The organism is Sphingorhabdus sp., assembly GCF_041737645.1.
Lineage (GTDB): Bacteria > Pseudomonadota > Alphaproteobacteria > Sphingomonadales > Sphingomonadaceae > Sphingorhabdus_B.
Genome location: NZ_JBGSRI010000058.1, coordinates 1 through 25,430, shown reverse-complemented (window position 1 = coordinate 25,430; position 25,430 = coordinate 1). Strand labels below are relative to the sequence as shown.

Genomic DNA, 25,430 nt, shown 5'->3' with positions numbered 1-25,430 from the left:
CGTTATTTTTCGGTATAGGGGATGCTGATGGGTTATATGACGTCGCAATATCGTAAAGTCGAACCCGCGCGGCTTGAGCAGCGCGAGGCTCAGCGTCATCCCGTATTACTGGGCCGAGCAAGCGTCCAAGACAATGGTAAAGAGACGTTGGAAGCCAGCCTTGTCGACCTGTCCGTATATGGCTGCCGCGTGTTAATTGACGGCGGCATCACCGTCGGTGACCGCATCTGGTTACGTCTCGCCGGAAGCCATCCGATCAGCGCCACCGCTGTGTGGGCCGAGGGCAATCGGTTGGGTTGCAAATTTGACGAGATGCTCGACCGGGCGTTGTTTCGGGAATTGACGATACAGGGCTGTTGACCCTACCCATGCGCTCGTTCATGATTTAATCAGACGATTAAATCAAAGGATGAAGCGATGGATTTCAGTCTTACCGAAGAACAGCAGTCTCTCAAGGAATCCGCACGCAGTTTTGCCCAACGTGAACTCGCGCCCTTGGCCGCGAAACTCGAGTCCGAAAATAGCGCCCTGCCACACGCTGCTGTCAAGCGCATGGCGGAAATGGGATTTTTGGGGATCAATATCCCTGAAGAATTGGGCGGGATGGGCCTGTCTAATCTCGATGCACTCATTGTGCTGGAAGAACTCGCAAAGGTATCGAGCGCGGTCGCATTTCCCGCATTTGAAGCCAATGTCGGCCCAGTCCATGCGATCCGCCATTTTGCACCGGAGGCGTTAAAGCACCGCATTGTGCCCGCCGTGTGTCGCGGTGACATGATCGTTGCGGTATCGATGTCCGAACCCAATGCCGGAACCGCGCTGACGGATTTGACTACGCGCGGCGTTATTGACGGTGAGTTTGTGACGCTGAACGGGTCAAAACGCTGGTGTTCGGGCGGCGGTCATAGCGACGCCTATCTTGTTTATACCCGTCTGTCCGATACGCCGGGGGCCAAGGGTATCGGCGCAGTTCTTGTTGAAAAAGACACGCCGGGCCTCAGCTTTGGCGAGGCGGAAACTTTGATGGGATTTCGCGGTGTGCCTTCGGCGGATATCTATCTCGACAATGTGCGGGTTCCGGTGGGCAATATCGTGGTTCCGGCCGGCGGCTTTGCCAAGTTGATGGAGGCGTTCGACCTTGAACGGTGCGGCAACGCAATTATGGCACTGGCCCAGGCATCGGGCGCATTAGAAGATGTGCTCGCTTATGTTCAGGAACGCCGCCAATTTGGAAAACCGCTCGCAGATTTTCAGGCAGTTCAATTGAAACTGGCCGAAATGCAGATGGAATTAGAGGCCGCCCGCCTGCTGATTTACCGCGCCGCGGTCAACGCCGATAAGGGCTTACCGTCCATTCTCGACAGCAGCACCGCCAAATGTTTCGCAAACCAGATTGCGCGCAATGTCACCGGCAATGCGGTCCAATTAATGGGGGGCTACGGCTATTCCACAGCCTATCCGATGGAACGCCGGATGCGCGATGCATGGGGCTGGGGCATCGCAGGTGGGGCAATCGATATCCAGAAGGTCAATATCGCAAGCGCCATGGTCGGGCGGCGGTTTGACCAGCGACGGTGAGGGCTTAAAAACCCCGCTCCCGTTAATGCGCGGCACCCCAGCTTGGACCGGTGCCGATTTCAACGCCAAGAGGAACCGAAAGTTTCACCAAAGGCTCCGCCGCGTTCGCCATGATCGACCGGATGATGTCGCTTGCCGCAGCCACATCATCCTGCGGCAATTCGAACACCAGTTCGTCATGCACCTGAAGCAGCATTTTGACGTGTGACAGACCCGCTTCTGCCAGCGCAGGCCCCATGCGAACCATCGCGCGTTTGATAATGTCCGCGCTGGTCCCCTGAATCGGCGCATTGATCGCAGCGCGCTCGCTGCCCTGCCGTTCCGCCTGATTGGCGGACTTGATGCGCGGGAACCAGGTTTTGCGGCCGAACAAAGTCGTTGAATGTCCGCATTCGCGAACGTCCGCTAGGGTTTCCTGAATATAGTTCGATATACCGGGAAAGCGTTTGAAATAGGCGTCGATCAAGGCCTGCGCCTCGTCTGGCGTCGATTCCAGCCGCTTGGCGAGGCCCCAGCGGGAAATGCCATAGAGGATCGAAAAGTTGATGGTCTTGGCGCGGCCACGGGTGTCGCGGTTGACCTCGCCAAACATTTCCTGCGCGGTGCGGGCGTGAATATCCTCACCCTTTTCAAAAGCATCACGCAGCGGCGCGACATCGGCAAAATGCGCGGCAAGGCGCAGCTCGATCTGGCTATAGTCTGCCGACAGGATGACGTTGCCCGGCTCGGCGACAAAGGCGTCGCGAATTTGCCGGCCCATTTCCGTGCGGATCGGGATATTCTGCAAATTGGGATCGGTCGAGGACAGACGCCCGGTTTGCGCGCCGACCAGTGAATAGCTGGTGTGGACCCGACCGGTTTTCGGATTAATCTGTTCCTGCAGACTGTCGGTATAGGTCGATTTCAGCTTCGCCAATTGCCGCCAGTCCAGCACTTTGCGCGCAATTTCAACGCCCTGTCCGGCCAGATCTTCCAGCACCGTGACATCGGTCGAATATTGCCCCGACTTGCCCTTCTTGCCGCCCTTATGCCCCATTTTTTCAAACAGGATATTGCCCAATTGCTGCGGGCTGCCGATGGTGAAGGGCTGCCCCGCCAGTTCGTGGATTTCCTTTTCAAGACTTTCCATTTGCGCGGCAAATTCACCCGACAAACGCGCCAATACAGCGCGGTCGACTTTAATCCCGGTGCATTCCATTTTTGACAGGACAGGCACCAATGGCCGATCGACCAGTTCATAGACTGTCGAAACCTTGTCCGGACTCAGCCGCAATTTCAGATGGTGCCACAAGCGCAAGGTGACGTCGGCATCCTCCGCCGCATATTTTGTCGCATCGGCAAGCGGCACTTCAGCAAAGCCGATCTGGCTTTTGCCGGTGCCGGTCACGCTTTTGTAAGTGATGCATTCGTGCCCCAGATGCAGCCGAGCCAGTTCGTCCATGCCATGGCCATGATCGCCGGCGTCGAGCGCAAAGCTCATCACCATTGTGTCGTCAAACGGCGATATTGTAAGGCCATGCTGGGCCAATACACTGATGTCATATTTGAGGTTCTGGCCGATTTTCAAAATGCTCGGTTCGACCAGCAATGGCTTCAACCGCGCCAGCGCCTCGGCAAAGGGAATCTGATCCGGATTTTCGGCAAGCAAATCCGTGCCACCATGACCAAGCGGGACATAGCAGGCTTCGCCGGGCGCCACGGCAAGGCTAAATCCGACAAGACGCGCCGTGACCGCTTCCAAGCTGTCGGTTTCAGTGTCGAAGGCCACAAGACCCGTTTCCATCGCCCGCGAAATCCAGTGGTCAAGCCGGTCGACCGTTGTCACGCATTCATAAACATTCACATCAATCGGCGGCATTGCGGGTGGCAGCGCGGCCTTGCCCACGACCGGTGCGTTTGCCGCGCCATCACCTTTGCTGGTCGCCTTGGGGTTACCAGCGATTGCCTTGTTCGCCGCCGCCGTATTCGCCACTTGTCCGATGCGTTTAAGGAGCGAATTGAACCCGTGATGCTGCAGGAACGCCGCCAAGGGTTCTTCCGGAATAGCGCCGAGCATCATGTCGTCGATCGGAATAGGCAAAGGGCAATCTTCTTTCAAAGTCACCAGCACCTTTGACAGCCGCGCCTTGTCCGCATGTTCGATCAAATTGTCGCGCATCTTCGACGGCTTCATGCCCGGCGCGGCGGCCAGCACGCTTTCGAGGTCGCCAAATTCCTGAATCAATTTGGTCGCGGTCTTCGGCCCCACGCCGGGGACGCCGGGGACATTGTCCACGCTGTCGCCCATCAACGCCAGCACATCGCCTACCTTTTCCGGACCGACCCCAAATTTCTCGATGACTTCTTCGGCACGGATGCGCTCATTTTTCATGGTGTCGAACATATCGACGCAGGGCTCCACGAGCTGCATCAGGTCCTTATCGGACGACACAATGGTAACATGCCATCCGGCAGCACACGCCGCCTTGGCATAGCTTGCGATCATGTCGTCAGCCTCGACATTATCTTCCTCGACCATGGGAAGCGAAAAGGCGCGCGTCGCATCACGGATCATCGGGAATTGCGGACGCAGATCCTCGGGCGGCTCTGGCCGGTTGGCCTTGTACAGATCATAGATTTCGTTACGGAACGACTGCGAACTTTTGTCCAGAACCACCGCCATATGGGTCGGGCCGTCGGCCTGATTCAGGTCATCGGCAAGCTTCCACAGCATGGTTGTGTAGCCATAAACCGCCCCCACCGGTTCCCCATGGATATTGGTCAGCGGCGGCAGGCGATGATACGCGCGGAAGATATAGGCGGAGCCGTCAACGAGGTAGAGGTGCTTTTGTTCGGACATACCGCATCCGATAGCAGCGGCGGGTTGGCAAGCCTATGCCAAAATGCTGTCTTTCGCAGTTGATGGCGTCAAATTGACGTGCCAACCGTCAACAGGATTGCGGTACATAAAAGCGCTTGCCGCAATGGGGTTCGTCTGGCAGCCAACATCCATGTCGATTTTCAGCCAGTTTGATCTGATGGCGCGGGGCGGTGCGCTTGCGCTGCTCGCCTTGTGGAGCTGGCTGTTGATCCGTGACCATCGCGGACAGTTTTCCGCAAGGGTTGCAGTAGTGATGAACGGCGCCATCGCATGTTATCTGTTGATCACATCGGGTTGGTTTTATCGTCCTTCGTTTTTTGGACTCATCCTCGCCTTGTTCGGCAGCTCGACGCCGGGCATTTTCTGGATCTTTGCACGGTCATGGTTCAACGATGAGCAACATATCAGGCGGCGGGATTTGATTTTGGTGACCGCAGCAGCCGTGAACATTCTGGTCATGCAGCTGACTTTTTTCGACTATCCGATAGTCAATACCATCACCGGCACGTTTTTCAGAATCGGTATGCTGGCATTTGCAGCTGCGGGATTATGGGAGGCATGGCGCGGCCGTGACGGTGATCTGATCGAGAGCAGGCGGCGTTTGCGGCCAAGGCTTGTCGCCACCGTTGGTACATATGTCGTGTTAATCGCGATCAGCGAAATTGCCGTTTACAATCTGGGCATGGCGCGTTGGTTGGTAAGCACCGTCAATAGCAGTATCGTGTTCATTACATTCCTGTTTTGCGCGGCGATGTTCCAAATGCGTCAGGCAGAACTGTTCGGCACCCTGATTAACGAAGTCAAATTGGCGGCGCCCAAAGCCACCGGCGATGATCCGCTGATTGGCAAATTGCTGGGCTTTATGGAAACAGAAATGGCGCATCGCGATGAAACCATGTCCATTGCAAAGCTTGCGTCGCAATTGGGGGAGCAGGAATATCGCTTGCGCCGTGCAATCAATGGTCAGCTAGGCTATCGCAATTTTGCCGCATTTTTGAATGGCTATCGTCTAGCCGAGGTGAAATCTGCGTTGGCCGACCCGACGCAAAAAGATGTGCCGATTATCACCATCGCCCTTGATGCAGGCTTCGGCTCACTCGGCCCCTTCAATCGCGCATTTCGGGAGGCAGAAGGCATGACACCCACCGCATATCGGTCCAAACACACTGGTTGATTTCGAAATCGGCTAGCCGGATTTTGAAAATGGGCAGCATGTGTTGACGCAACACGGCAGGGGCATAAGCACATCTGCCAAGGAATAATTAAATGACAACCGGAATTCCTCCCCTTGATATCCTCCTTGCAAAAGGCCCGTTCATTTTCGCCTTTGATTTTGGACGCTATCTGATTGCTGCGTCGATAACATTTGCCATCGTCTGGCTGTTACGACGGTCGGCCATCAAAGCGCGCAAGATCCAATCGCGCGAGGCAACCGCCGCCGACATACGACGTGAATTCCTCCAGTCGCTTCAATCTGCAATGGTTTATACCTTGGGCGCGGCCTTTCTTATTTGGGGTACGCAAAACGGAATTTTCAAATGGTTCAACGGCAGCTTTGGCCTTGCAACCGACCTTCTCATCCTTGCTGCAATCGTCATCGCCCATGACGCCTATTTCTATTGGGCGCATAGAACGATGCACCATCCACGCCTGTTCAAACATTTCCACCGCGCGCATCACCGGTCGATTACACCCACCCCTTGGGCGGCATATAGCTTCGCCATTCCAGAGGCTGTGGTCATGTTCATGTTCGTCCCGATCTGGCAGTTTTTTGTGCCGACACCGGGCTGGGTCATGTTCGTATGGCTGAATTTCCAGATCATCCGGAATGCGATGGGCCATGCCGGGTTCGAATTTTTCCCGCGCTGGTGGCTATCCACTCCGCTGACGAGCTGGATTAACACAACGGTGCACCACGACCTGCATCACAATGGCGGCTTCAACACCAATTACGGATTGTACTTCACATGGTGGGATAAATGGATGGGCACCGAGAATGTCAATTACCATGTCAAATTTGCCGAAGTGGTGGGGCGTGACGACAAAAGAGTCGAAGAGGCGGTAGGAGTATATAGCTAACAAAGAAAGAGGGTGACGCAGTCATGTGTCAAAGTTTGTTCGCGCGAACGTTGTTATCTGCACGGCTGCACCCACTTTTCGCTTTAAGGTACCTCACCGCCCCAAATTCTGCTGACTTCGATAAAACCGAACCGTCCAGCATTTTCAAAACGGCACCAGCCCTTATCGCATTCGTCGATAAATCCGACGACACCGGGTTCAACCCGCCAGGAAATCCGCGAAGTGGTTTGGGGATTTTCCCGCAACGAACCTATCCCGCTGCCGGTAACCACCGCTGTCCGCTTAGGACTGAGCAGGCGGACGTGGACCCAGCCTTGATCGCCATCGGGGTCTTCAACCTTGCGCCAAACACTGTGGGTGGCGACGACTTTAACCGGCAAATTTTCGCGCCTATAGACCCATTTTACCGGAAATTCCGTGCTTGGACCGGTCCGCATTCTCGCCTCGGGTTGCTTAATCGAGGCCCAGTAAGGAGCCTTTTGTTGCGCCTGACCATTTGCGGCTGCCGCACTCAGAAAAACACCGATCAGGGCCGCGCCGTGCCATATGAATTTCAATCGATTTGCCATTATCTTATCCCAAACACGGACCCTATACGGCAAGCAATAGCAACAGCGCAACCATGCTGTCTTGACGTCAGCACGAAATGCGCTTTACTCGGCGGATGCCAGAACTCAGCCGCATCGAACGCCCCAAAGTCAATGTGACCCGCCAGCTTTTGCCTATGGTCGAAAGCAGGATGGCCGAACTTTTTGACGCTTCATTCAATGCCGACGACACGCCGATGTCTCACGCGCAACTTGCCGATAGTATGGCCGATTGCGATGTGTTGGTGCCAACCGTTACCGATCGCATCGACGCCGACCTGATTGCCGCCGCTCCGCCGCGTCTGAAACTAATCGCAAACTACGGCGCTGGCGTTAATCATATCGATCTGGCTGCGGCCAAAGCCAAAGGCATCATGGTCACCAATACGCCGGGCGTATTCACCGACGACACCGCTGACCTGACAATGGCCTTGATCCTCAATGTCCCGCGCCGCTTGGGGGAAGGTCACCGGCTGATGCGAAGCGGTGGATGGCAGGGATGGAGCCCGACAGGAATGCTCGGTCACCGGATCGGGGGAAAAACGCTCGGGATCATCGGGTTCGGACGGATTGGCGAGGCCGTCGCTCTGCGGGCAAAAGCATTCGGGTTGAACATCATTTACAACCAACGCCACCGCCTGCCCGCGAGTGTGGAAGAAGAATTGGGTGTCGGCTTTGAACCCGATATCGACCGTTTGGTAAGCCGCGCGGATATTATCTCGCTGCATTGTCCACTAACCACGGAAACCGACAAGATCATAAATGCCCAGCGGATAGCCTTGATGAAGCCGGATGCTTATATCATCAACAGCTCGCGCGGCGAACTGATCGATGAAGAGGCGTTGATGGACGCGCTGGAAAGTGGCCGGATAGCAGGCGCTGGTCTGGATGTTTATACGCATGAGCCTGCGGTCAATGCCCGTCTACTCACCGTTCCCAATGTCGTACTGCTTCCCCATTTGGGGAGTGCTACATTCGAAGGGCGCGGCGCATCCGGCGAACGGGTGATCGCCAATATCCGGATGTGGGCCGACGGTCACCGGCCATCCGATCAGGTACTTGACGGCTGGTCGTGAGTAATTTTATGCCATGAACTGGCCGTTAACTGTAATTTTGTGCATTGAGCATCCGCCGAAGCTGTCTTAGGACACGCCCAGAAAAATAGGGGCGGGATGCGGACGTGATCAAAAACATATATTCTACACTGGTGGTTGCTGGTGCGATGCTGGCGACACCGGCCTTTGGTCAGGATACAGCCATCATGGTTGCCGAGGCTGACAGCGGCGACAGTGCATGGATATTGACGTCATCAGCTCTCGTCCTGATGATGACGATACCTGGATTAGCCCTGTTTTACGGCGGCCTTGTTCGTGCGAAGAACTTCCTGTCGGTGCTGGTGCAATGCGGTGCCATTGCGGCCGTTGCGTCGGTCATTTGGATCGCCATCGGTTACAGTCTTGCGTTCTCTGTTAACGGCAACAGTGTCATCGGTTCGCCTGAAAATTTTATGTTCAATGGCCTGCTGGATTCAGTGCGTGAAGGGCAATCCATCGGTGAACTGGCCTTTGCCCTGTTCCAGATGACCTTCGCCATTATTACACCTGCACTCATTGTCGGTGCATGGGTGGAACGCGCACGGTTCGGCTGGGTCGTCGCCTTTAGCGCGCTGTGGTCTTTGCTGGTTTACATTCCCGTGACACGCTGGGTGTGGGGCGGCGGGTTTCTGGCCGAACAGGGTGTTATCGATTTTGCCGGCGGTATTGTTGTGCACACGACAGCAGGCGTTTCCGCGCTTGTCGTTGCCCTGATGCTTGGAAAGCGCATCGGTTTTCCAAAAACATTGATGTTGCCGCACAGCCCGGCGTTGACCGTTGCAGGTGCCGGCCTGTTGTGGGTCGGCTGGTTTGGCTTCAATGGCGGTTCTGCGCTTGCAGCCAATGATGCGGCGGCCAGTGCGATTATCAACACCCATGTCGCGGCATCTGTGGCCGCATTGGTCTGGATATTGATTGAACGGTTCAAGGTTGGGAAATCAACCGCGGTCGGTTTTGCCACGGGTGCTGTTGCAGGTCTGGCGACCATTACCCCCGCCGCTGGAACTGTCGGGCCGGGCGGCGCAATCATCATCGGCCTGTTGGCCGGACTGGTTTGTTTCTGGTGCGTTGGCCTGATCAAGGGCACGTTGAAAATCGATGACTCGCTAGATGTATTCGCGGTGCATGGCGTAGGAGGGATGCTCGGGTCGCTTTTGCTAGCAATATTCGCCAGCGAAAGCCTGGGCGGTGTCGGCTATGCCGAAGGCGCCGGCATGGGGACGCAATTGTGGATCCAGTTAAAAGGCGTGGCGATTGTTGCTGTCTATTCGGCGGTGGTGACGTTGATTATCGGCTATATGGTCTCAATGGTCCTGCCGATGCGGGTTAACGAGGATCAGGAACGCGACGGGCTGGATATCGCCAGCCACGGCGAACGGGCGTGGGATCTGGATTAGGTTAACGCAGGAGCCGCGAAGGTCTCGGACTATTTCAGCGCTGAATGTGGGCTTGGCAATGGCCCAACTGTCCCGAAACTGTAACGCAGGTGACGTGAACGCGTAACTTGCCGCGGTTATTCGGCAGTTCCAGTTGAAGCAACATCTGGAAAAATCATGACAAAGGTCGCAAAAAAGAACGAAATCGGGGGTGTTTTCGATCCGAAAATGCCGGATTGGTTCCATGAAAAGGAACCACGCAGTTTCCAACCAAAAAAGAAATACAGGACCGTCTGGATTTCGGATATCCACCTCGGCACATCGGGCTGCAACGCTGAATTGCTGCTGGATTTCTTGCAAAGTATCAAATGTGAAACGCTTTACCTCGTCGGTGATATTGTCGATGGATGGCGGCTTCGTAAAGGCTGGTATTGGCCGTCGAGCCACAATGAAGTGCTCCGCCGTATCCTGAAAATGGCGCACAAGGGCACACGCGTGGTCTATATTCCGGGCAACCATGACGAAATGTTCCGTGATTATGTCGGCCTTGGCTTTGGCGGCGTCGAACTAGCGCATGAGGCGATCCACGAAACAGCCGATGGACGGTTGTTGCTCGTCACGCACGGCGATATGTTTGACAGCGTCGTGCTTTATGCCAAGTGGCTGGCGTTCCTGGGTGACACGGCTTACACATTTTTGCTGAAGGCCAACGTATGGCTGAACGCTGTTCGCCGTCGCTTGCATCTGCCTTATTGGTCGCTTTCGTCCTATCTGAAAATGCGGGTCAAAAATGCCGTCGCATTTATCGGCGAATATGAAGAAGCCGTGGCGCGCGCAGCAATCGAGCGCGGCGTTGATGGCGTTGTATGCGGACATATCCACCATGCGGAAATTCGCGATTTTGATGGCGTGACTTATTATAATGACGGCGACTGGGTCGAAAGCTGCACCGCGTTGGTTGAAGACAAGCATGGCAATATGTCGATTGTCGATTGGGCCGAAGAAAACCGCCAGCGTAAATATGCCGCCAAAATGGAAACCGTTTCCGCATGAGAATTGCAATCGCAACGGACGCATGGCGGCCGCAAATCAATGGCGTTGTCCGCACGCTTGAAATGACGGTCAAATTGCTCCGCGAACGCGGGCATGAAGTGTGCGTCATCAGCCCGGACCAGTTTCGCACGGTGCCTTGTCCGGGCTATGGTGAAATACGGCTGGCGCTTGCTCCGCGTTTTGGCTTGCGAAAAAAACTGGCGGAATTTGTGCCTGATATCGTCCACATCTCGACCGAAGGACCGATAGGATGGAGCACCCGTCGTTGGTGCATGGTCAATTCGGTGCCATTTACAACAGCCTTCCATACCCGTTTCCCGGATTATGCGTCGGTTCGTACCGGGCTTTCGGCAGATTTTTTCTGGCCGGTCATGCGTATTTTCCACAAACCCTCGCGTGCGGTTTTGTCGGCTACGCCCCGATTAAGCGAAGAGCTTGCAAGCCGGGGCATTTCGCATACCCGCCCTTGGACACGCGGCATTGACACCGGCATATTCAAGCCTGGGTTGGCGCCACATCCTGCATTGGCCAATTTACCCCGACCCATTTTGCTGTCAGTCGGCCGTGTCGCAATCGAGAAAAATCTTGAGAGTTTTCTCGATGCAGCAGTCCCCGGCACGAAAGTCGTGGTCGGGGATGGTCCTGCGTTGGCGGAACTAAAGGCGCGTTATCCCGACGCTGTATTCACCGGCAGCCTGAGCGGTGCCGAATTGGCACAAGCCTATTGCGCGGCGGATGTGTTTGTATTCCCCAGCAAGACCGATACATTTGGTTTGGTGATGATCGAAGCACTGGCCTGCGGCGTTCCCGTTGCTGGATATCCGGTGCCCGGTCCATTGGACATCATCGGCGCACAGGGACGTGGTCCTTATGACGACCTGTCCGAAACCGTCGGATCTGTGTCTGAATCTTTGCCGACCGCGATAGAAAATGCCCTGCTTTGCGACCGGCAGGACGCCGCCGCTTACGGCGCGCTTTTTACTTGGGACAATGCGCTCGACCAGTTTCTCGCTGCGCTGCATTCGGCACGTCGACATGTATTGGAGACGGCTTAGTTCACGGCCTAACCGCGGGGCCGGGTCTGCCTGTACGTGCCCAAAAGCCTGACCGAGTTGCAATGGAAACGCAATTCGTCAAGCGCCCGGTCAACGGCAATATCGCCCGGCGCGCCTTCAATGTCGGCGAAAAATTCGGTCGCCGCAAAGCTGGCGCCATTTTGGTAGCTTTCCAATTTTGTCATGTTGACGCCGTTCGTGGCAAATCCGCCCATGGCCTTGTACAGCGCGGCGGGAATATTTTTCACCTCGAAGATGAAGGTGGTCATCAATGTGCCGTCCACCGCCGACCGATCGGCGGGTTCGCGGGATAGAACGACAAAGCGCGTCATGTTACTCGCATCGTCTTGCACGCCATCGTTGATGGCGACCAGGCCGTACAATTCGGCTGCAATTGGGGGTGCGATGGCACCAGCGCTGGGGTCATCACTGTCCGCGACAAATGCCGCCGCCGCCGCTGTATCGGCGTAGGCGACAGGGATGATCCCATGTTCGCGCAAATAATGGCGGCATTGGCCCAAAGCTTGCGGGTGGCTCATCGCGGTCGTCAGCTTTGCGTCGGCTGATTTGGCCATCAGACAATGCCGGATCAGCATGAAATGCTCGGCAATGATGCTCAACCCCGATTCGGGCAAAAGGAAATGGATGTCGGCAACCCTGCCATGCAACGAATTTTCAATGGGAATAATGGCGCGTGCGGCCTTTCCGTCTTTCACGGCATCAATAGCATCTTCAAAGGAAAAACAGGGCAGCGGATGACAGGCGTTATCAAATTCAAGCGCCGCCAAATGCGAATTTGCGCCAGGTGCACCCTGAAATGCAACGGCGCGGGCGGGTTCGGCGGCTGCAACGGCGGTCATTTCCTTGACCTTGGCAAGGGCGGGGGCGGGATAACTGTTCATGGTGACGCTGCGTTACGGGACTGAAACATATCGGGCAAGACCGGATTTCCGCTCTTGCACGGCTTCCTTTCGGCTATTAGAGGGGCAGGGAATCCAGCGGCTCCTATGGCCGCATGCAGTGAACAGCATAACAGGGCAGACAATCAATGGACGATCGCAGTAACACAATCGCAGGATGGGTTTTGGCCGGCGGTATCGCCGCTTTGGGTTTGACCATCGCTTCGGGCATGTATTTCCATCGCGGTGAAGTTGAAAAACCTGGCTACGCAATTCAAGGTGCCGAGGCGGATGGCGCAGGCGCTGTTGCGGCGGTTCCAATCGGGAATATGATGGCCGTTGCTGATATGTCCAAGGGCGAAGCGATTTTCAAAAAATGCGTCGCTTGCCACACGATTGCACAAGGTGGCGCAAATGGTATTGGGCCAAATCTGTGGGGCACAGTTGGCAAGCCGCTTGGCAGCCATGCCGGATTTGCCTATTCCGATGCCCTGAAGTCAAAGGGTGGAACCTGGACATTCGAAGCTTTGAACGAATGGTTGGCGAACCCTAAAAAATATGCGCCGGGTAACAAGATGACCTTCGCCGGACTTGGCAATCCGGAGGAACGCGCCGCGGTGCTGTTATATCTGAACAGCCAAGGTTCGAACATTCCGCTGCCTTCGCCGGTTGAGGCTGCGGTTGCAAATGCCGCTGCGGACGAAGCCGCACCTGCTGCTGGTGCAGTTGAAGCGCCAAAAGCGGAAGAAGCGGCCGCGAAATAACTGTTTCTATGAGTTCACGGCCTAAACTTCGTAGAAATCGCAGATAGCTCTCCAAGCTTCGTCTGCGGTTTCCACGAAACGAAACAGCTCCAGGTCGGGCGGGCTGATGACGCCTTCGAGCATCAGTTCTTCGAAGTTAACAACGCGGTTCCAGAAATCTTTGCCGAACAACAGGATCGGCATTTTCTTGACCTTTCCGGTCTGCACCAGTGTCAGCAATTCGAAAAATTCGTCGAATGTGCCAAAACCGCCGGGGAAAACCGCTACGGCGCGAGCGCGCAATAGAAAGTGCATTTTACGCAAGGCAAAATAGTGGAACTGGAAGCTCAAACGAGGGGTGACGTAAAGGTTCGGGGCTTGTTCATGCGGCAGAACAATATTCAAACCGACTGATTCAGCACCAACATCATGGGCGCCGCGATTGGCCGCTTCCATGATGGATGGCCCACCGCCGGAGCAGACAACAAAATGGCGGCGTCCTTCTTCATCGGTGATATGCGCCTGGCTGGCCAATTGTGCAAGTTGCCGCGCTTCTTCATAAAAGCGTGATTTTTCTTGCATACGCTCTGCGATAATGCGCGATCGGTCGTCGGTGGCCGCAGCCAGCAACTCTTCGGCTTTGGCCGGTTCAGGAATACGCGCCGAGCCGTAAATGACCAACATCGACCCGATATTTGCCTCATCCAAAAGCATTTCGGTTTTGAGCAGTTCCAACTGAAACCGCACCGGGCGCAAGTCTTCGCGCAAAAGAAACTCTGCGTCTTGAAACGCAAGCCGGTATGATTTGCTGCGGGTTTGGGGGGTGGAAAGCTGTTGCTCGGCGAAGTCGGCTTCTTGTTCGGCTTTATAGAAGCGGCGATCGGTAATTTTGGTGTCGTTCATTAGGACGGGTTTAGTCGCGCCGCCGAGCTTTTGCCACCCCTTATCGGCAATAAGCAGAGCCATCTTTCATGGATTTAGCCATATCGAAATGAAAATGATTAGCGTGTGCCCCGTTATAATCGGGGCCAAGTACCGTGCCAAAGCGTTTGCAGGCCGATTGGTGTAATCTTCTGAGGAAATTGCGTTCCTGCGATGTACCGTTCCACCCGCTTAGCAACGAAATGCGGCGGCCATCGCGCAATACAAATGCCGAGACGTCGATTGCATTGGCATAAGCGTGCTGGGATAATTGGCCAGATCGTCCATTGTTGACGTTACGGCAACTATACGTGCCAAACGTCTCTATTCTGACTACATCGGTGCCGAGATAATGGTTTGCCGCCGGTCGGACAGCGTGCTTTGCCCAAGCGGCAAAGTTTGCGGCCAGCGGACAGGTTATCGGGCCAAGATTGCTGGTTTCGGTGCCGAGGTCCATAATCCTTATAGTGTCGATCGTGCGGCAGCCGCCGCCTTTATATTGATTGGGAAGAACGGAAAACCGAACATTTTGCGCCCGCAATTCACTTAGGCATTTTCGTGATTCAGCGGTTTGGAAGCTGTCATTTGTCGCACGCGGGACGTCACGCCCATCTCTGCCCCCGCACCCCGATATGGCGAGCGTCATTGCGATCAGCACCGGAATATGGAAATTGCGCTTCTTCATCGTCCTGAGTTTAGCAAATCGAGGTAATCTCGTCACTTAGTTAATGTTCTCACAAGATGCCTCCAGCCGAAAGAAGGCACCATCGGGCGCAAATCTCGGGACATAAATTGTTACAATTTCATCATTGCCAGCATGACGCATGGACACTATCGCCAAAGCATGTTGCGATTCATTCTTAATAAGAAGCCGGTGTTTTGGCTTTTGCTGGCCATTCCGGCGTTGTTGATGCTCTCCCGTTTTTTTTCGGGTGATGTGCTGGCGATGGATATGCTGCACCCGACGGGCGAATGGTCCGCCCGCCTGATGATTTTTGCAATGATATTAAGCCCGCTTGTTGCCTTGCTGGGGCCAAAGCCCTGGCTGGGCTGGCTCGTTCAGCGACGCCGTTCCTTGGGCGTGGCGGCTTTTGCCTATGCGGTGCTGCATCTGATTTTCTACGTGATTGATATGGGCAATCTGGACGACATGTTGGCCGAATTCTGGGCGCTTGGAATATGGACAGGCTGGGCTGCGATGCTGCTATTTGTGCCGCTCGCTATCACCAGTAACGATGCCTCGATGCGGCGATTGAAGGCGGGGTGGAAGCGGTTGCAGCGACTGGTATATCCAACGGCTGTGCTGGTGCTTGTCCATTGGATATTCATCCACAATAATCTAGGCCCTGCTTTGGTACACTTCATTCCATTGGCGCTTCTGGTCGCTGCCCGATTTTTTCTGTCCTCTAAATTTCAACCTAAAGGAGCATGAATATGCGCGTGTTTAATACTTTCGCAGTCGCTGCTGTTGCAGCCGTCACACTGGCATCGGTTCCCGCCTCTGCGACCGGTGTGATAACCTGTAAAGCTGGCCCGGTATCTGGCTGGAAAAGCAAAGATACGCTCGATCAAAAGCTGACTAAGGAAGGTTGGACTGTCCGCAAATCCAAGGTCGATGGCGGCTGTTACGAAGTCTATGGCACGACGCCAGAAGGGGATCGTGTCGAGGCTTATTTCCATCCGGTATCGCTTGAAAAACTGTATGTCGCAAGGCGCGGTGAAGTGTTGTTCCGTAAATCCGGTTACTGAACAGGGCAACGATAGTCATTGACAAATTCGGGGCCGCGCCTAAACGCGGCTCCGGGCCACGCGGTCCCAACGCCGCGCTGCTCTCTGCAAGGAGAAGCTTACATGACTATCAGTAAACCCGCCAACAAACCGGCGCGTCCGTTTTTTTCTTCCGGTCCCTGCGCGAAGCCGCCGGGTTGGGAAGCTTCCAAATTAGCTACCGAATCGCTGGGCCGCTCACACCGCGCCAAGATCGGCAAATCGCGTCTTCAGCTGTCCATCGACCTGATCCGCGAAGTGCTGCAGGTGCCCGATACCCACCGCATTGGCATCGTACCTGCTTCCGACACCGGGGCCTATGAAATGGCAATGTGGACCATGTTGGGTGCGCGTCCGGTAACAGCAACCGCCTGGGAAAGTTTCGGAGAGGGCTGGGTGACCGATGCCGTCAAGCAGCTGAAAATCGACCCCAATGTTATCCGCGCCGATTACGGGCAGCTGCCCGATATGGCGTCAATAGACCAAAGTCATGATGTTTTGTTCACTTGGAATGGGACAACTTCTGGCGTTCGCGTTCCGAACGGCGACTGGATCGCCGACGACCGTGAAGGTCTGACCTTCAACGATGCGACCTCGGCGGTGTTTGCCTATGACATGCCATGGGACAAGCTCGATGTGACCACCTTCTCCTGGCAGAAGGTATTGGGCGGCGAGGGCGCTCATGGCGTCCTTATCCTCGGCCCGCGCGCGGTGGAGCGGCTGGAAAACTACACCCCTGCTTGGCCGTTGCCCAAAATATTCCGCCTGATGTCGAAAGGCGCGCTGGCCGAAGGCGTGTTCAAGGGCGAAACCATCAACACCCCGTCGATGCTCGCGGTCGAAGATGTCATCTTCGCGCTTGATTGGGCGAAAAGCGTAGGTGGATTGCAAGGTCTTATGCGACGTTCGGATGCCAACGCGGCCGCGCTTGGCAAGATTGTCGCCGACCGGGCTTGGTTGGGCCATCTTGCCGCAGACGAAGCGACACGGTCGAAAACGTCGGTCTGCCTGACCGTCGAAGGCGCGGATGAAGCGTTCATCAAGAAATTCGCCGCTTTGCTCGAAGCCGAAGGTGCCGCCTATGACATTGCGGGCTACCGCGATGCACCGCCGGGTCTGAGGATATGGTGCGGCGCGACCGTCGATACTGCCGATATCGAGGCGCTCGGACCATGGTTCGACTGGGCCTACCAAGAGACCAAAGCCTAAACCCGAAGCATTTTCGTCCCCGCAACGGCGGGACTCTGTGTTCCCCGATCAAGCCGGGGAACCCGACAAAAATCAGGAACCACTCATGACAAAACCTCGCGTACTCATTTCCGACAAAATGGACCCCAACGCCGCCAAGATCTTTGCCGAGCGCGGCTGTGACGTCGATGTCATCACCGACAAGACCCCCGAAGAACTGGCCGCCATCATTGGCGATTACGATGGTCTTGCCATCCGCAGCTCGACCAAGGTCACCAAGGCCATCCTCGACGCCGCAACCAACCTGAAAGTCATCGGTCGCGCGGGTATCGGCGTCGACAATGTCGATATCCCCGCTGCTTCGGCCAAGGGCGTCGTGGTGATGAACACCCCGTTCGGCAACTCGATCACCACTGCGGAACATGCAATCGCCCTGATGTTCGCCCTTGCACGTCAGCTGCCCGAGGCGAACGCGCAGACGCAGGCGGGCTTGTGGCCGAAAAACGGCTTCATGGGCGTCGAAGTCACCGGCAAAACGCTGGGCCTGATCGGCGCGGGTAACATTGGCAGCATCGTCGCCAGCCGCGCGCTGGGCCTGAAAATGAAGGTTGTCGCCTTCGACCCGTTCCTGACCGCAGAGCGCGCGATCGAAATGGGTGTGGAAAAGGCCGATCTCGATACGTTGCTGGCCAAAGCGGATTTCATCACACTGCACACGCCGTTGACCGACCAGACCCGCAACATCCTGTCCAAGGCAAATCTCGCCAAGACAAAGAAGGGCGTCCGCATCATCAACTGTGCGCGTGGTGGCCTTGTCGATGAAGAGGCGCTGAAAGAAGCGCTTGATAGTGGCCAAGTCGCAGGCGCGGCGTTGGACGTGTTCGCAACCGAACCCGCCAAGGAATCTCCGCTGTTCGGCACGCCAAACTTTATTTGCACCCCGCATCTGGGTGCATCGACCAATGAAGCGCAGGTCAATGTCGCGCTTCAGGTGGCTGAACAAATGGCCGATTATCTGGTCACAGGCGGCGTCACCAACGCGCTCAACATGCCCAGCCTGTCTGCCGAAGAGGCACCGAAGCTGAAGCCTTATATGACCTTGGCCCTAAAACTGGGGTCGCTTGTCGGCCAACTCGCGCATGATGATCTCGACAACATTGCGATCGAAGTTGAAGGCGCGGCTGCGGAACTGAATATAAAACCGATTACGGCGGCGGTGCTTTCCGGTTTCATGCGGCGTTTTTCGGATGCAGTGAACATGGTCAACGCCCCCTATCTCGCAAAGGAACGCGGCTTTGATATCCGCGAAGTACGCCACGACAAGACCGGTGCGTATCACACGCTGATCCGTGTGACTGTCAACACCAGCCAAGGTCCTCGCTCGGTCGCCGGAACCCTTTTTGCAAATAGCGAAGCGCGGCTGGTCGAAATCTTCGGCATCAGTCTGGAGGCGGAGCTTGAGGGTAACATGCTCTATATCGTCAACGAAGACGCGCCCGGCTTCATCGGCCGCGTCGGCACGACCTTGGGCGAGGCGGGTCTCAACATCGGCACTTTCCATCTGGGCCGCCGCAGTGCCGGTGGCGAGGCGGTCTTGCTGCTGTCGATGGACTCCAAAATCGAAGAGCCAGTGCTGTGGCAGTTGTGCAAGTTGCCAGGCGTCAAAACCGTAAAGGCGCTTAAATTCTGATCGGGGCTTTCCCGAAAAGCATTTTCGCGTAAAGAGCCCGCATGACCAGCATATCGCCCGATTTACTACCCGAAGGATTCCGCGACCGTCTGCCTGTGCAGGCCGAGGCTGCGGTTCGGGTAGCGCGGGCCATGCTCGACGTCATGGCGTCGAACGGCTATGCGCGTGTCAGCCCCGCCATCGCCGAGTTCGAAGCCAGCCTGTCGGCACGCAGCGGCGGCGCAACGCGTAACAGCCTGCTGCGTTTCACTGACCCTGTGTCGGGGCATACGCTGGCCTTACGCGGGGATATCACCGTGCAGGTGGGCCGCATCGCCACAACCCGCATGGCCGATGCGCCGCGCCCGTTACGCTTGTGCTACCACGGCCAGATCCTGCGCTTGCGTGCGCGCCAGTTGCGGCCTGAGCGGGAAATCACCCAATTGGGCGCGGAACTGATCGGCAATGACAGCGTCGCTGCGGCCTCGGAAATTGTGACCGTCGCGGTCGAGGCGCTAGAAGCTGCGGGTGTCAGGGATATCACTGTCGATTTCACCTTGCCCGATTTGGTCGAAACGCTGGCTGCAAAAGCCTTGCCGCTGTCGCCCGACAAGATCGATGCGGTGCGGTCGGAACTCGACATGAAGGATGCAGGCGGATTAAGCGCACTGGGGGCGGACGCCTATCTGCCCCTGCTGGCGGCGACCGGGCCCTTTGCCGAAGCCGTGCAGAAGTTGCGCGCGATTGACGCTGGCGGCGCGCTTGCATCGCGGATCGGGGCGCTGGAAACAATCGCCGATTCGCTTGGCGACCGCGCCACCATCACGCTCGACCCCACCGAACGGCATGGCTTTGAATATCAAAGCTGGTTCGGCTTCACGCTCTTTGCCAAAGGCTATACCGCCGCACTTGGCCGTGGCGGCACTTATGCCATCGCCCGCACCGCCCGCGACGCCGAAGTCGCCACCGGCTTTTCGCTCTATCCCGACCCGTTGATTGATTTCGTAGCCGAAAGGGAAGAAAACCGCCGCCTGTTCCTGCCACTTGGGACGCTGGCGTCCAAAGCGGCGCAGATGCGGAGCGAAGGCTGGATTACAGTCGCGGCGCTGGATGAGAACGACAGTGCCGCAGCGCTCGACTGCGCCTATATGTTGACTAACGGCCGGGCAGAGCCGATCTAGTGCATTCCGGGAAGGCGCGGGGTCCAAACTCTACCAAACCGGTAAAATGCTGACCCGTTGCCATTCGTAGTTTCAACCTACGCCGTCACCTTGAACGAACGTCCAGTTTTGGGCTGTTAGTCGAAGCAAACTAAACTGCATCTCAAAGCATTATTGATTGCTACTCGTCCATGTCCAACGGACGGGTGTGTTTAAATCTGCGCTGCTTGCGGCATGGTCGGCATGCAGACATCATCAAGACCGAGCACATGGGTCAAGCGGCCAAGTGCAATCCAGGAGCCGATGGAGAATGTCATATCTACGATTTCGGCATCGGAAAAATGCTGGTGCATCCGGTTCCAAAAATCGACATCTGTCTTTAGCCCCTTTGGCTTTTCTCCCAGCCGCTCGGCAAATTCTATTGCTAATAGCTCACGCCCACTGAACCCGGTTGCCGCGCGCCAGTTTTCAACGTCATCGTAAAATCCCTCATCTGGCGGGGTATTGTCGCGGATCGATGAGGCTTTCGCCACGTCGCCGCCGCTGCGTTCGATATGTCCTAATAAATCGCGATCGGCGCGCATAGTAAGACACAAAGCGCAGCCATTTATCTGAGCCGTGCGCATCCTTGCTGCCTCCATCTCACGCATCGACAGCTTTGAGTTCTCATAGACAGCCAGCGAATATTGACCCGCTGCCATGCCAATTTCAGGAGCGTAATGCGTCCAGACATAAGCGGAGGGATCGGCTTCGAATTTGGCAGGAATGGCAACATTTGGCATGGGGCGGTCCTCTCGATGGATCTAGTCATTTTGTCTTGTAGGTCAAATCGCTGACGACGCAATTTCTCGATAATAAAACAAACATAGATGATTGTTTTATTATCGCCAAGCGGTTTGCCTTAAACCGTGTCTGACGTACCGAGGATGACGGTCGCCTGGCTGGATGATGTGCCCCCCTTGAAGCCGCCAGCCTACCCCCCAAACACCCCCTTCAACCAATCATCCACCACCGCCGTTGCGGGATAATCTTCATCGCCCAGCTTGCGGTTGATTTCCATATGTCCGCGCAGGCCTTTGCCTTCGAACGCCTGTAGTTTCACGGCTGTGCCGTATTTCCGCAGGGCGGCGGCTAGCGCGGTGGATTGGCGGGCGCCGTCTTTGCGGTCGACGTGCAGGATCAGGAAAGCCGGCGCGTTGGGGGAGGGGGCGTGCCAGTAAGGCGATAGCGCCCTTTGCCGCGCAGGGTCGAGCCCGAAGGCTTGCTCATAAGTTTCCGCCATAAATGCCCCCCCTTCCTTCATCTGGGCGGGTATGTCATAGGCCGCGCCATCCAGCGGGATGACACCTTTCAAGGCCGAGGGCCGCAAGCCGACATTTTGCAGATACACAGGATCGGTACCAACCAACGCCGACAGATGCGCGCCGGCGCTGTGGCCCATCAGGACGATCCGGTCGGGGTCGATGCCCAGTCGCCGTGCGTTGCTCCGTAAATAAGCGATGGCTGCGGCAACGTCGCTCGCCTGTTGTTCAACCGTCGCGTCGGGGACCAGACGGTAGTTGATGCTGGCAAAGGCATAGCCTTGGGCGCGATAATGCGGGGCCTTGCTTTGGCCGGTGGCGTTATTCTTGTCGCCGCGTTTCCATCCACCGCCGTGGACGAATATCACCAAAGGCGCCTTATCCTGCGGGCCGCGCCAGAAATCGAGCTTTTGCAAGTCATGGCTGCCATAGGCCATTTCTTTGCCGCCTGCTGCGGCACGCGTAGCGATTGAGTCACCTTCGTCCCGCTGTCCCCGTTGTGCCACTGCACAGGTACCGACCATGGCCAATGCCACGCCACCTAAAATCCATTTACGCATCTTTTGCCTCCATTGACGCTTTAGGGTGGACGTTTTGCGTCCATAGTCATAACGGGACGCACGGCGAATCCCTTCGCAGAAAAATCCTTCTGTGCAGAAAAAGGCCCTTCAGTCAGGGAATTTTGAATGGCAAATGTAACCGTGATCGGCGCTCAATGGGGCGACGAAGGTAAAGGCAAGATTGTCGATTGGCTGGCCGAACGGGTCGATGCCGTGGTCCGTTTCCAGGGCGGCCATAATGCCGGACACACTCTGGTGGTTGGCGAAAATGTCTATAAATTGTCGCTGCTGCCTTCGGGTATTGTCACCGGCACGCTGTCGATCATCGGCAATGGCGTGGTGCTTGATCCTTGGGCCTTGCGCGACGAAATGGCGAAGCTGCGCGGGCAGGGCGTTTCCATCACTACCGAAAATTTCGCACTGGCGGATAATTGCGCGCTGATCCTGCCGATCCACCGCGATCTGGACGGGTTACGTGAAGCCGCGGCCGGGTCGGGCAAGATCGGCACGACCGGACGCGGTATTGGCCCAGCCTATGAAGACAAGGTCGGCCGCCGTGCCATCCGTGTGTGCGATCTGGCGCATCTGGATGCGCTGGATTCGCAGCTTGACCGCCTATGCGCGCACCATGACGCGCTGCGCGCCGGATTTGGCGAACCGCCGGTGGACCGGGTGCGGTTGATTGCGGACCTCAAGGAAATCGCCCCCTTTGTGCTGGAATATGCCCAACCTGTCTGGAAGCGGCTTAACAAGGTCCGCAAGGCAGGCGCGCGGATCCTGTTTGAAGGCGCGCAGGGCGTTCTGCTTGACGTTGATCATGGCACCTATCCCTTTGTCACCAGCTCAAACACTGTATCGGGCACCGCTGCGGCAGGGTCGGGTCTGGGGCCGAGTGCCGCCGGGTTCGTGCTGGGCATTGTGAAAGCCTATACCACGCGCGTCGGGTCCGGGCCTTTCCCGACCGAACTGGAGGATGAAACCGGCCAGCGTCTGGGCGAGCGTGGGCATGAATTTGGCACGGTCACCGGACGCAAGCGCCGCTGTGGCTGGTTCGATGCCGTCATCGTGCGGCAAAGCTGCGCGGTATCGGGCGTGACCGGCATCGCGCTTACCAAGCTCGACGTGCTCGACGGCTTTGAAACCATCAAGATCTGCACCGGCTATCGCCTCAATGGCAAGGTCTATGACTATCTGCCCGCACATGCGGCGGATCAGGCCTCGGTTGAGCCAATCTATGAAGAGATGCCCGGCTGGCAGGAAACGACCGCGGGCGCGCGTAGCTGGGCCGATCTGCCGGCACAGGCGATCAAATATATCAGCCGCGTGCAGGAACTGATCGAAACGCCGGTGGCGCTGGTCAGCACCTCGCCCGAACGCGAAGATACGATTTTGGTGCGGGACCCCTTTGCGGATTAACCGCTCTTCAACTCCGCTTTCAGACGCAGGCTTGCGCGCCAGAAGAAGAAGGCGGGGATGATCCCCAGCCATGCGGCGCCGAACAGGACCCAGCGGACGCTGTCTTGTCCGGCGATCGGCACCAGCGCGTCTGACAAAACGCCGAACAGCAATGGGCCCATGCCAAGGCCGATCAGATTCTGCCCGAACACGACCATAGAGGCGGCCATTGCGCGAGCTTCGGGGCGGACGAGGCCCTGCACGCAGGCATAAGCCGGGCCGTAATAAGCGGAGTTGAGGATGGTCGGCACGATCAGTAACGCGACCGCGATGCGCCAGTCATCTACCCAATAGCCAGCGAACAGGATGGGCGCGGCAATCGCCATGCCGACGGCGGGGAAGGTCAGCAGATGGCGTTTGTTTTTCTTGCCGAACTTGTCCGCCATTTTACCGCCGAGCAAGGTCCCGATTACGCCCGCTACGCCCAGTGCCACCGCCATGGACAGACCTGCTTCGGTGGTGGACAGCCCGTGGGTGCGGATGAAAAAGCTGATCGTCCACAGGCCTTTGCCATAGCTTAAAAAGGCGGTGAACGAGGCCGCGATGAAAATATAGAGATAAGCGCGGGAGGAGAATACTTCACGGAACGCCTCGCCGACGAGTAGCTCGACTTTCTTCGGCCCGTTCTGCGCTGCATCGCGGACGGGGCCGTCTGTGCGGCGAGGCTCACGGATGATCATCGGTAGGATAAGCGCCAGCAGCAATCCCGGTGCGCCCACTAGAAAGAGCGCGGCGCGCCAGCCATATAGATCGTTGACGATCCCGCCGATCACCAGCCCGAGCAGGCTGCCGACGGGTACGCCAAGCCCGAAAAAGGCGATGGCAGAGGACCGTTTTTCAGGCGGCACGCAATCGGTGATGAGCGAGTGTGCGGCTGGCGTGCATCCTGCTTCACCGACGCCGACCCCGATACGCGCCAGCAGGAGCTGGACAAAATTCTGGGCAAAACCCCACAGCGCGGTCATGGCGGACCATAAGGCGAGCGAGACCGAAATCAGCGTCACACGGTTGGTGGATGCGCGGTCGGCGTAGCGGGCAATGGGAATGCCCAGCACCGCATAGAAAACCGCAAAGGCGGGTCCCGCCAGCAATCCTAGTGCGGTGTCGCTAAGCGAGAGGTCGCGCTTGATAGGTTCGGCCAAAATGTTGACGATCTGCCGGTCAAGAAAGTTCAGCGTGTATACGATCAGCAGCATCCACAGCATCAAGCGCGGAGTCGTCGCCGTTTTGCTCCGCATCGATGCCGGTTGGTCCATTAAACTCTCCTTCTCTCTCGTGCCGGTTATCGTGCAATTTTTGCCTTTGTCAAAGCGTGCGCGCCAAAATAGTTGCTGTGCGGCCCGTTTTCGCGATACGATCCGCTTCGAACCGTTCTGTATTCACGCTGGGATGGAAATAGCTTGTTGCTCGATCGGGTGTCGGGGCGCATGGGCGAGGAACATGACAACACGCGAAACTACGGCCTTGCTGCCGCTTGACGACATTGGGCTGGATCTCTCTTTGGGTGACCGTGCCATGGTGACCGCTTATGGCGCGATTCAATGGCCGTGGCTGTTACGCAGCCTGCATGGCGGGCGAAAGGCGGATAAGGCTGCGCTGCTGGAATATCTGGACCTGTCGCCCGATGCGTTGCCCAATTTAGGAAGTTGGAAAGCCGATACGCATTTCTTGTGGCACATCACCCGCGCAATCGAAGAAATGCGTCCGGCGCAGGTTGTCGAACTTGGCTGCGGCGCGTCGACCTTCATCATTGCCCGCGCACTTCAGAAATTCGGAGGCGGGTCGTTAGTCAGCTATGACCAGCATGGCGAATTTGCCTCGATCACGCAGCAATGGATCCGTGAAAACGGCCTGCCCGCAGAGATCCGGCACGCGCCTTTGGGCCCATCCCCTGCGGGCTGGCCCGGCCATTGGTATCAGCTAAGCGATGTACCGGCTGAAATTGACCTGCTGATCGTCGACGGACCGCCTTGGGCGATCCATCCTTATGTGCGCGGGGCGGCGGCGAGCCTGTTTCCGCGTATCCGGCCCGGCGGGCGCGTACTGCTCGACGATGCCGCGCGCCCCGGCGAGCGGGTGGTTGCG

At 56.8% G+C, this 25,430-nt stretch carries 24 protein-coding genes; 16 read left to right on the top strand and 8 right to left on the bottom strand.

Translation table 11 applies throughout. The annotated features are described in order from the left end of the window. The first annotated feature begins 27 nt into the window (after positions 1–27). Positions 28–360 (top strand): PilZ domain-containing protein, encoded by a 333-nt coding sequence (locus ACEW72_RS10755; RefSeq protein WP_373476380.1) that lies wholly within the window; start codon positions 28–30, stop codon positions 358–360. A 57-nt stretch (positions 361–417) separates the two neighbouring features. Then, a complete protein-coding gene (locus ACEW72_RS10750) occupies positions 418–1,578 on the top strand; it encodes an acyl-CoA dehydrogenase family protein (RefSeq protein WP_373476379.1) in 1,161 nt (386 codons plus the stop codon). Between the two features lie 22 nt (positions 1,579–1,600). Here the strand turns inward: ACEW72_RS10750 and polA are convergent, their stop codons facing one another. Beyond that, a complete protein-coding gene (gene polA / locus ACEW72_RS10745; protein WP_373476378.1) occupies positions 1,601–4,417 on the bottom strand; it encodes a DNA polymerase I in 2,817 nt (938 codons plus the stop codon). A gap of 43 nt (positions 4,418–4,460) precedes the next feature. On the opposite strand from polA, the gene ACEW72_RS10740 reads away from it, so the two are divergent. Both ACEW72_RS10740 and ACEW72_RS10735 read left to right on the top strand, forming a co-directional pair. Then, positions 4,461–5,612 carry a helix-turn-helix domain-containing protein gene (locus ACEW72_RS10740; protein WP_373476377.1) on the top strand — a complete coding sequence of 384 codons (1,152 nt, stop codon included), beginning with the start codon at positions 4,461–4,463 and terminating at the stop codon, positions 5,610–5,612. Positions 5,613–5,704: 92 nt separating this feature from the next. Next, positions 5,705–6,517 (top strand): sterol desaturase family protein, encoded by an 813-nt coding sequence (locus ACEW72_RS10735; RefSeq protein ID WP_373476376.1) that lies wholly within the window; start codon positions 5,705–5,707, stop codon positions 6,515–6,517. A gap of 83 nt (positions 6,518–6,600) precedes the next feature. Here ACEW72_RS10735 and ACEW72_RS10730 read toward each other — a convergent pair whose 3' ends face one another. Next, positions 6,601–7,086, bottom strand: coding sequence for an SH3 domain-containing protein (locus tag ACEW72_RS10730; RefSeq protein ID WP_373476375.1), 486 nt, complete (start codon positions 7,084–7,086; stop codon positions 6,601–6,603). A gap of 95 nt (positions 7,087–7,181) precedes the next feature. Here ACEW72_RS10730 and ACEW72_RS10725 point away from each other — a divergent pair, with 95 nt between their 5' ends. The 4 genes from ACEW72_RS10725 (at position 7,182) to ACEW72_RS10710 (ending at position 11,682) form a co-directional block, all read left to right on the top strand. Then, entirely contained in the window at positions 7,182–8,180 is a 999-nt protein-coding gene (locus ACEW72_RS10725; RefSeq protein WP_373476374.1) for a 2-hydroxyacid dehydrogenase, read from the top strand. Between the two features lie 104 nt (positions 8,181–8,284). Further along, complete coding sequence (locus tag ACEW72_RS10720; RefSeq protein WP_373476373.1) at positions 8,285–9,595, top strand: ammonium transporter; 1,311 nt, start codon at positions 8,285–8,287, stop codon at positions 9,593–9,595. A 207-nt stretch (positions 9,596–9,802) separates the two neighbouring features. Then, positions 9,803–10,627, top strand: a complete 825-nt coding sequence (locus tag ACEW72_RS10715; protein WP_373476417.1) for a UDP-2,3-diacylglucosamine diphosphatase — start codon at positions 9,803–9,805, stop codon at positions 10,625–10,627. Then, on the top strand, positions 10,624–11,682 hold the full coding sequence (locus tag ACEW72_RS10710; protein ID WP_373476372.1) for a glycosyltransferase family 4 protein: 1,059 nt from the start codon (positions 10,624–10,626) through the stop codon (positions 11,680–11,682). Before ACEW72_RS10715 ends, ACEW72_RS10710 begins: the two co-directional genes overlap by 4 nt. A gap of 8 nt (positions 11,683–11,690) precedes the next feature. On the opposite strand, the gene ACEW72_RS10705 is transcribed toward ACEW72_RS10710, so the two are convergent. Then, complete coding sequence (locus ACEW72_RS10705; protein ID WP_373476371.1) at positions 11,691–12,584, bottom strand: prephenate dehydratase; 894 nt, start codon at positions 12,582–12,584, stop codon at positions 11,691–11,693. 146 nt (positions 12,585–12,730) lie between these two features. Between ACEW72_RS10705 and ACEW72_RS10700 the strand changes: the two genes are divergently transcribed. Continuing rightward, positions 12,731–13,345, top strand: coding sequence for a cytochrome c family protein (locus ACEW72_RS10700; protein ID WP_373476370.1), 615 nt, complete (start codon positions 12,731–12,733; stop codon positions 13,343–13,345). 21 nt (positions 13,346–13,366) lie between these two features. On the opposite strand, the gene ACEW72_RS10695 is transcribed toward ACEW72_RS10700, so the two are convergent. Then, positions 13,367–14,227 (bottom strand): LOG family protein, encoded by an 861-nt coding sequence (locus ACEW72_RS10695; protein WP_373476369.1) that lies wholly within the window; start codon positions 14,225–14,227, stop codon positions 13,367–13,369. A 40-nt stretch (positions 14,228–14,267) separates the two neighbouring features. Beyond that, a complete protein-coding gene (locus ACEW72_RS10690; RefSeq protein WP_373476368.1) occupies positions 14,268–14,930 on the bottom strand; it encodes an extensin family protein in 663 nt (220 codons plus the stop codon). A 159-nt stretch (positions 14,931–15,089) separates the two neighbouring features. Between ACEW72_RS10690 and ACEW72_RS10685 the strand changes: the two genes are divergently transcribed. The 5 genes from ACEW72_RS10685 (at position 15,090) to ACEW72_RS10665 (ending at position 20,050) form a co-directional block, all read left to right on the top strand. Further along, positions 15,090–15,677, top strand: coding sequence for a sulfite oxidase heme-binding subunit YedZ (locus ACEW72_RS10685; protein ID WP_373476367.1), 588 nt, complete (start codon positions 15,090–15,092; stop codon positions 15,675–15,677). A gap of 2 nt (positions 15,678–15,679) precedes the next feature. Further along, the gene (locus tag ACEW72_RS10680; RefSeq protein ID WP_373476366.1) at positions 15,680–15,994 is read left to right on the top strand and encodes a PepSY domain-containing protein; all 315 of its coding nucleotides are present in this window, start codon (positions 15,680–15,682) and stop codon (positions 15,992–15,994) included. A 102-nt stretch (positions 15,995–16,096) separates the two neighbouring features. After that, a complete protein-coding gene (locus ACEW72_RS10675; RefSeq protein ID WP_373476365.1) occupies positions 16,097–17,221 on the top strand; it encodes a phosphoserine transaminase in 1,125 nt (374 codons plus the stop codon). 85 nt (positions 17,222–17,306) lie between these two features. Then, positions 17,307–18,890, top strand: coding sequence for a phosphoglycerate dehydrogenase (serA, locus tag ACEW72_RS10670; RefSeq protein WP_373476364.1), 1,584 nt, complete (start codon positions 17,307–17,309; stop codon positions 18,888–18,890). A gap of 41 nt (positions 18,891–18,931) precedes the next feature. After that, positions 18,932–20,050 (top strand): ATP phosphoribosyltransferase regulatory subunit, encoded by a 1,119-nt coding sequence (locus ACEW72_RS10665; RefSeq protein WP_373476363.1) that lies wholly within the window; start codon positions 18,932–18,934, stop codon positions 20,048–20,050. Between the two features lie 191 nt (positions 20,051–20,241). Here ACEW72_RS10665 and ACEW72_RS10660 read toward each other — a convergent pair whose 3' ends face one another. Together ACEW72_RS10660 and ACEW72_RS10655 are read right to left on the bottom strand one after the other, a co-directional pair. Beyond that, a complete protein-coding gene (locus ACEW72_RS10660; protein ID WP_373476362.1) occupies positions 20,242–20,811 on the bottom strand; it encodes a carboxymuconolactone decarboxylase family protein in 570 nt (189 codons plus the stop codon). Between the two features lie 191 nt (positions 20,812–21,002). After that, entirely contained in the window at positions 21,003–21,854 is an 852-nt protein-coding gene (locus ACEW72_RS10655) for an alpha/beta hydrolase (RefSeq protein WP_373476416.1), read from the bottom strand. A gap of 162 nt (positions 21,855–22,016) precedes the next feature. Here ACEW72_RS10655 and ACEW72_RS10650 point away from each other — a divergent pair, with 162 nt between their 5' ends. After that, positions 22,017–23,306, top strand: coding sequence for an adenylosuccinate synthase (locus tag ACEW72_RS10650; RefSeq protein WP_373476361.1), 1,290 nt, complete (start codon positions 22,017–22,019; stop codon positions 23,304–23,306). Here ACEW72_RS10650 and ACEW72_RS10645 read toward each other — a convergent pair. Beyond that, positions 23,303–24,601, bottom strand: coding sequence for a spinster family MFS transporter (locus ACEW72_RS10645; RefSeq protein ID WP_373476360.1), 1,299 nt, complete (start codon positions 24,599–24,601; stop codon positions 23,303–23,305). The two genes, ACEW72_RS10650 and ACEW72_RS10645, sit on opposite strands and share 4 nt — an antisense overlap. A 184-nt stretch (positions 24,602–24,785) precedes the next feature. Here ACEW72_RS10645 and ACEW72_RS10640 point away from each other — a divergent pair. Continuing rightward, on the top strand, positions 24,786–25,430 hold a 645-nt coding region (locus ACEW72_RS10640), incomplete at its 3' end, for a class I SAM-dependent methyltransferase (RefSeq protein WP_373476359.1).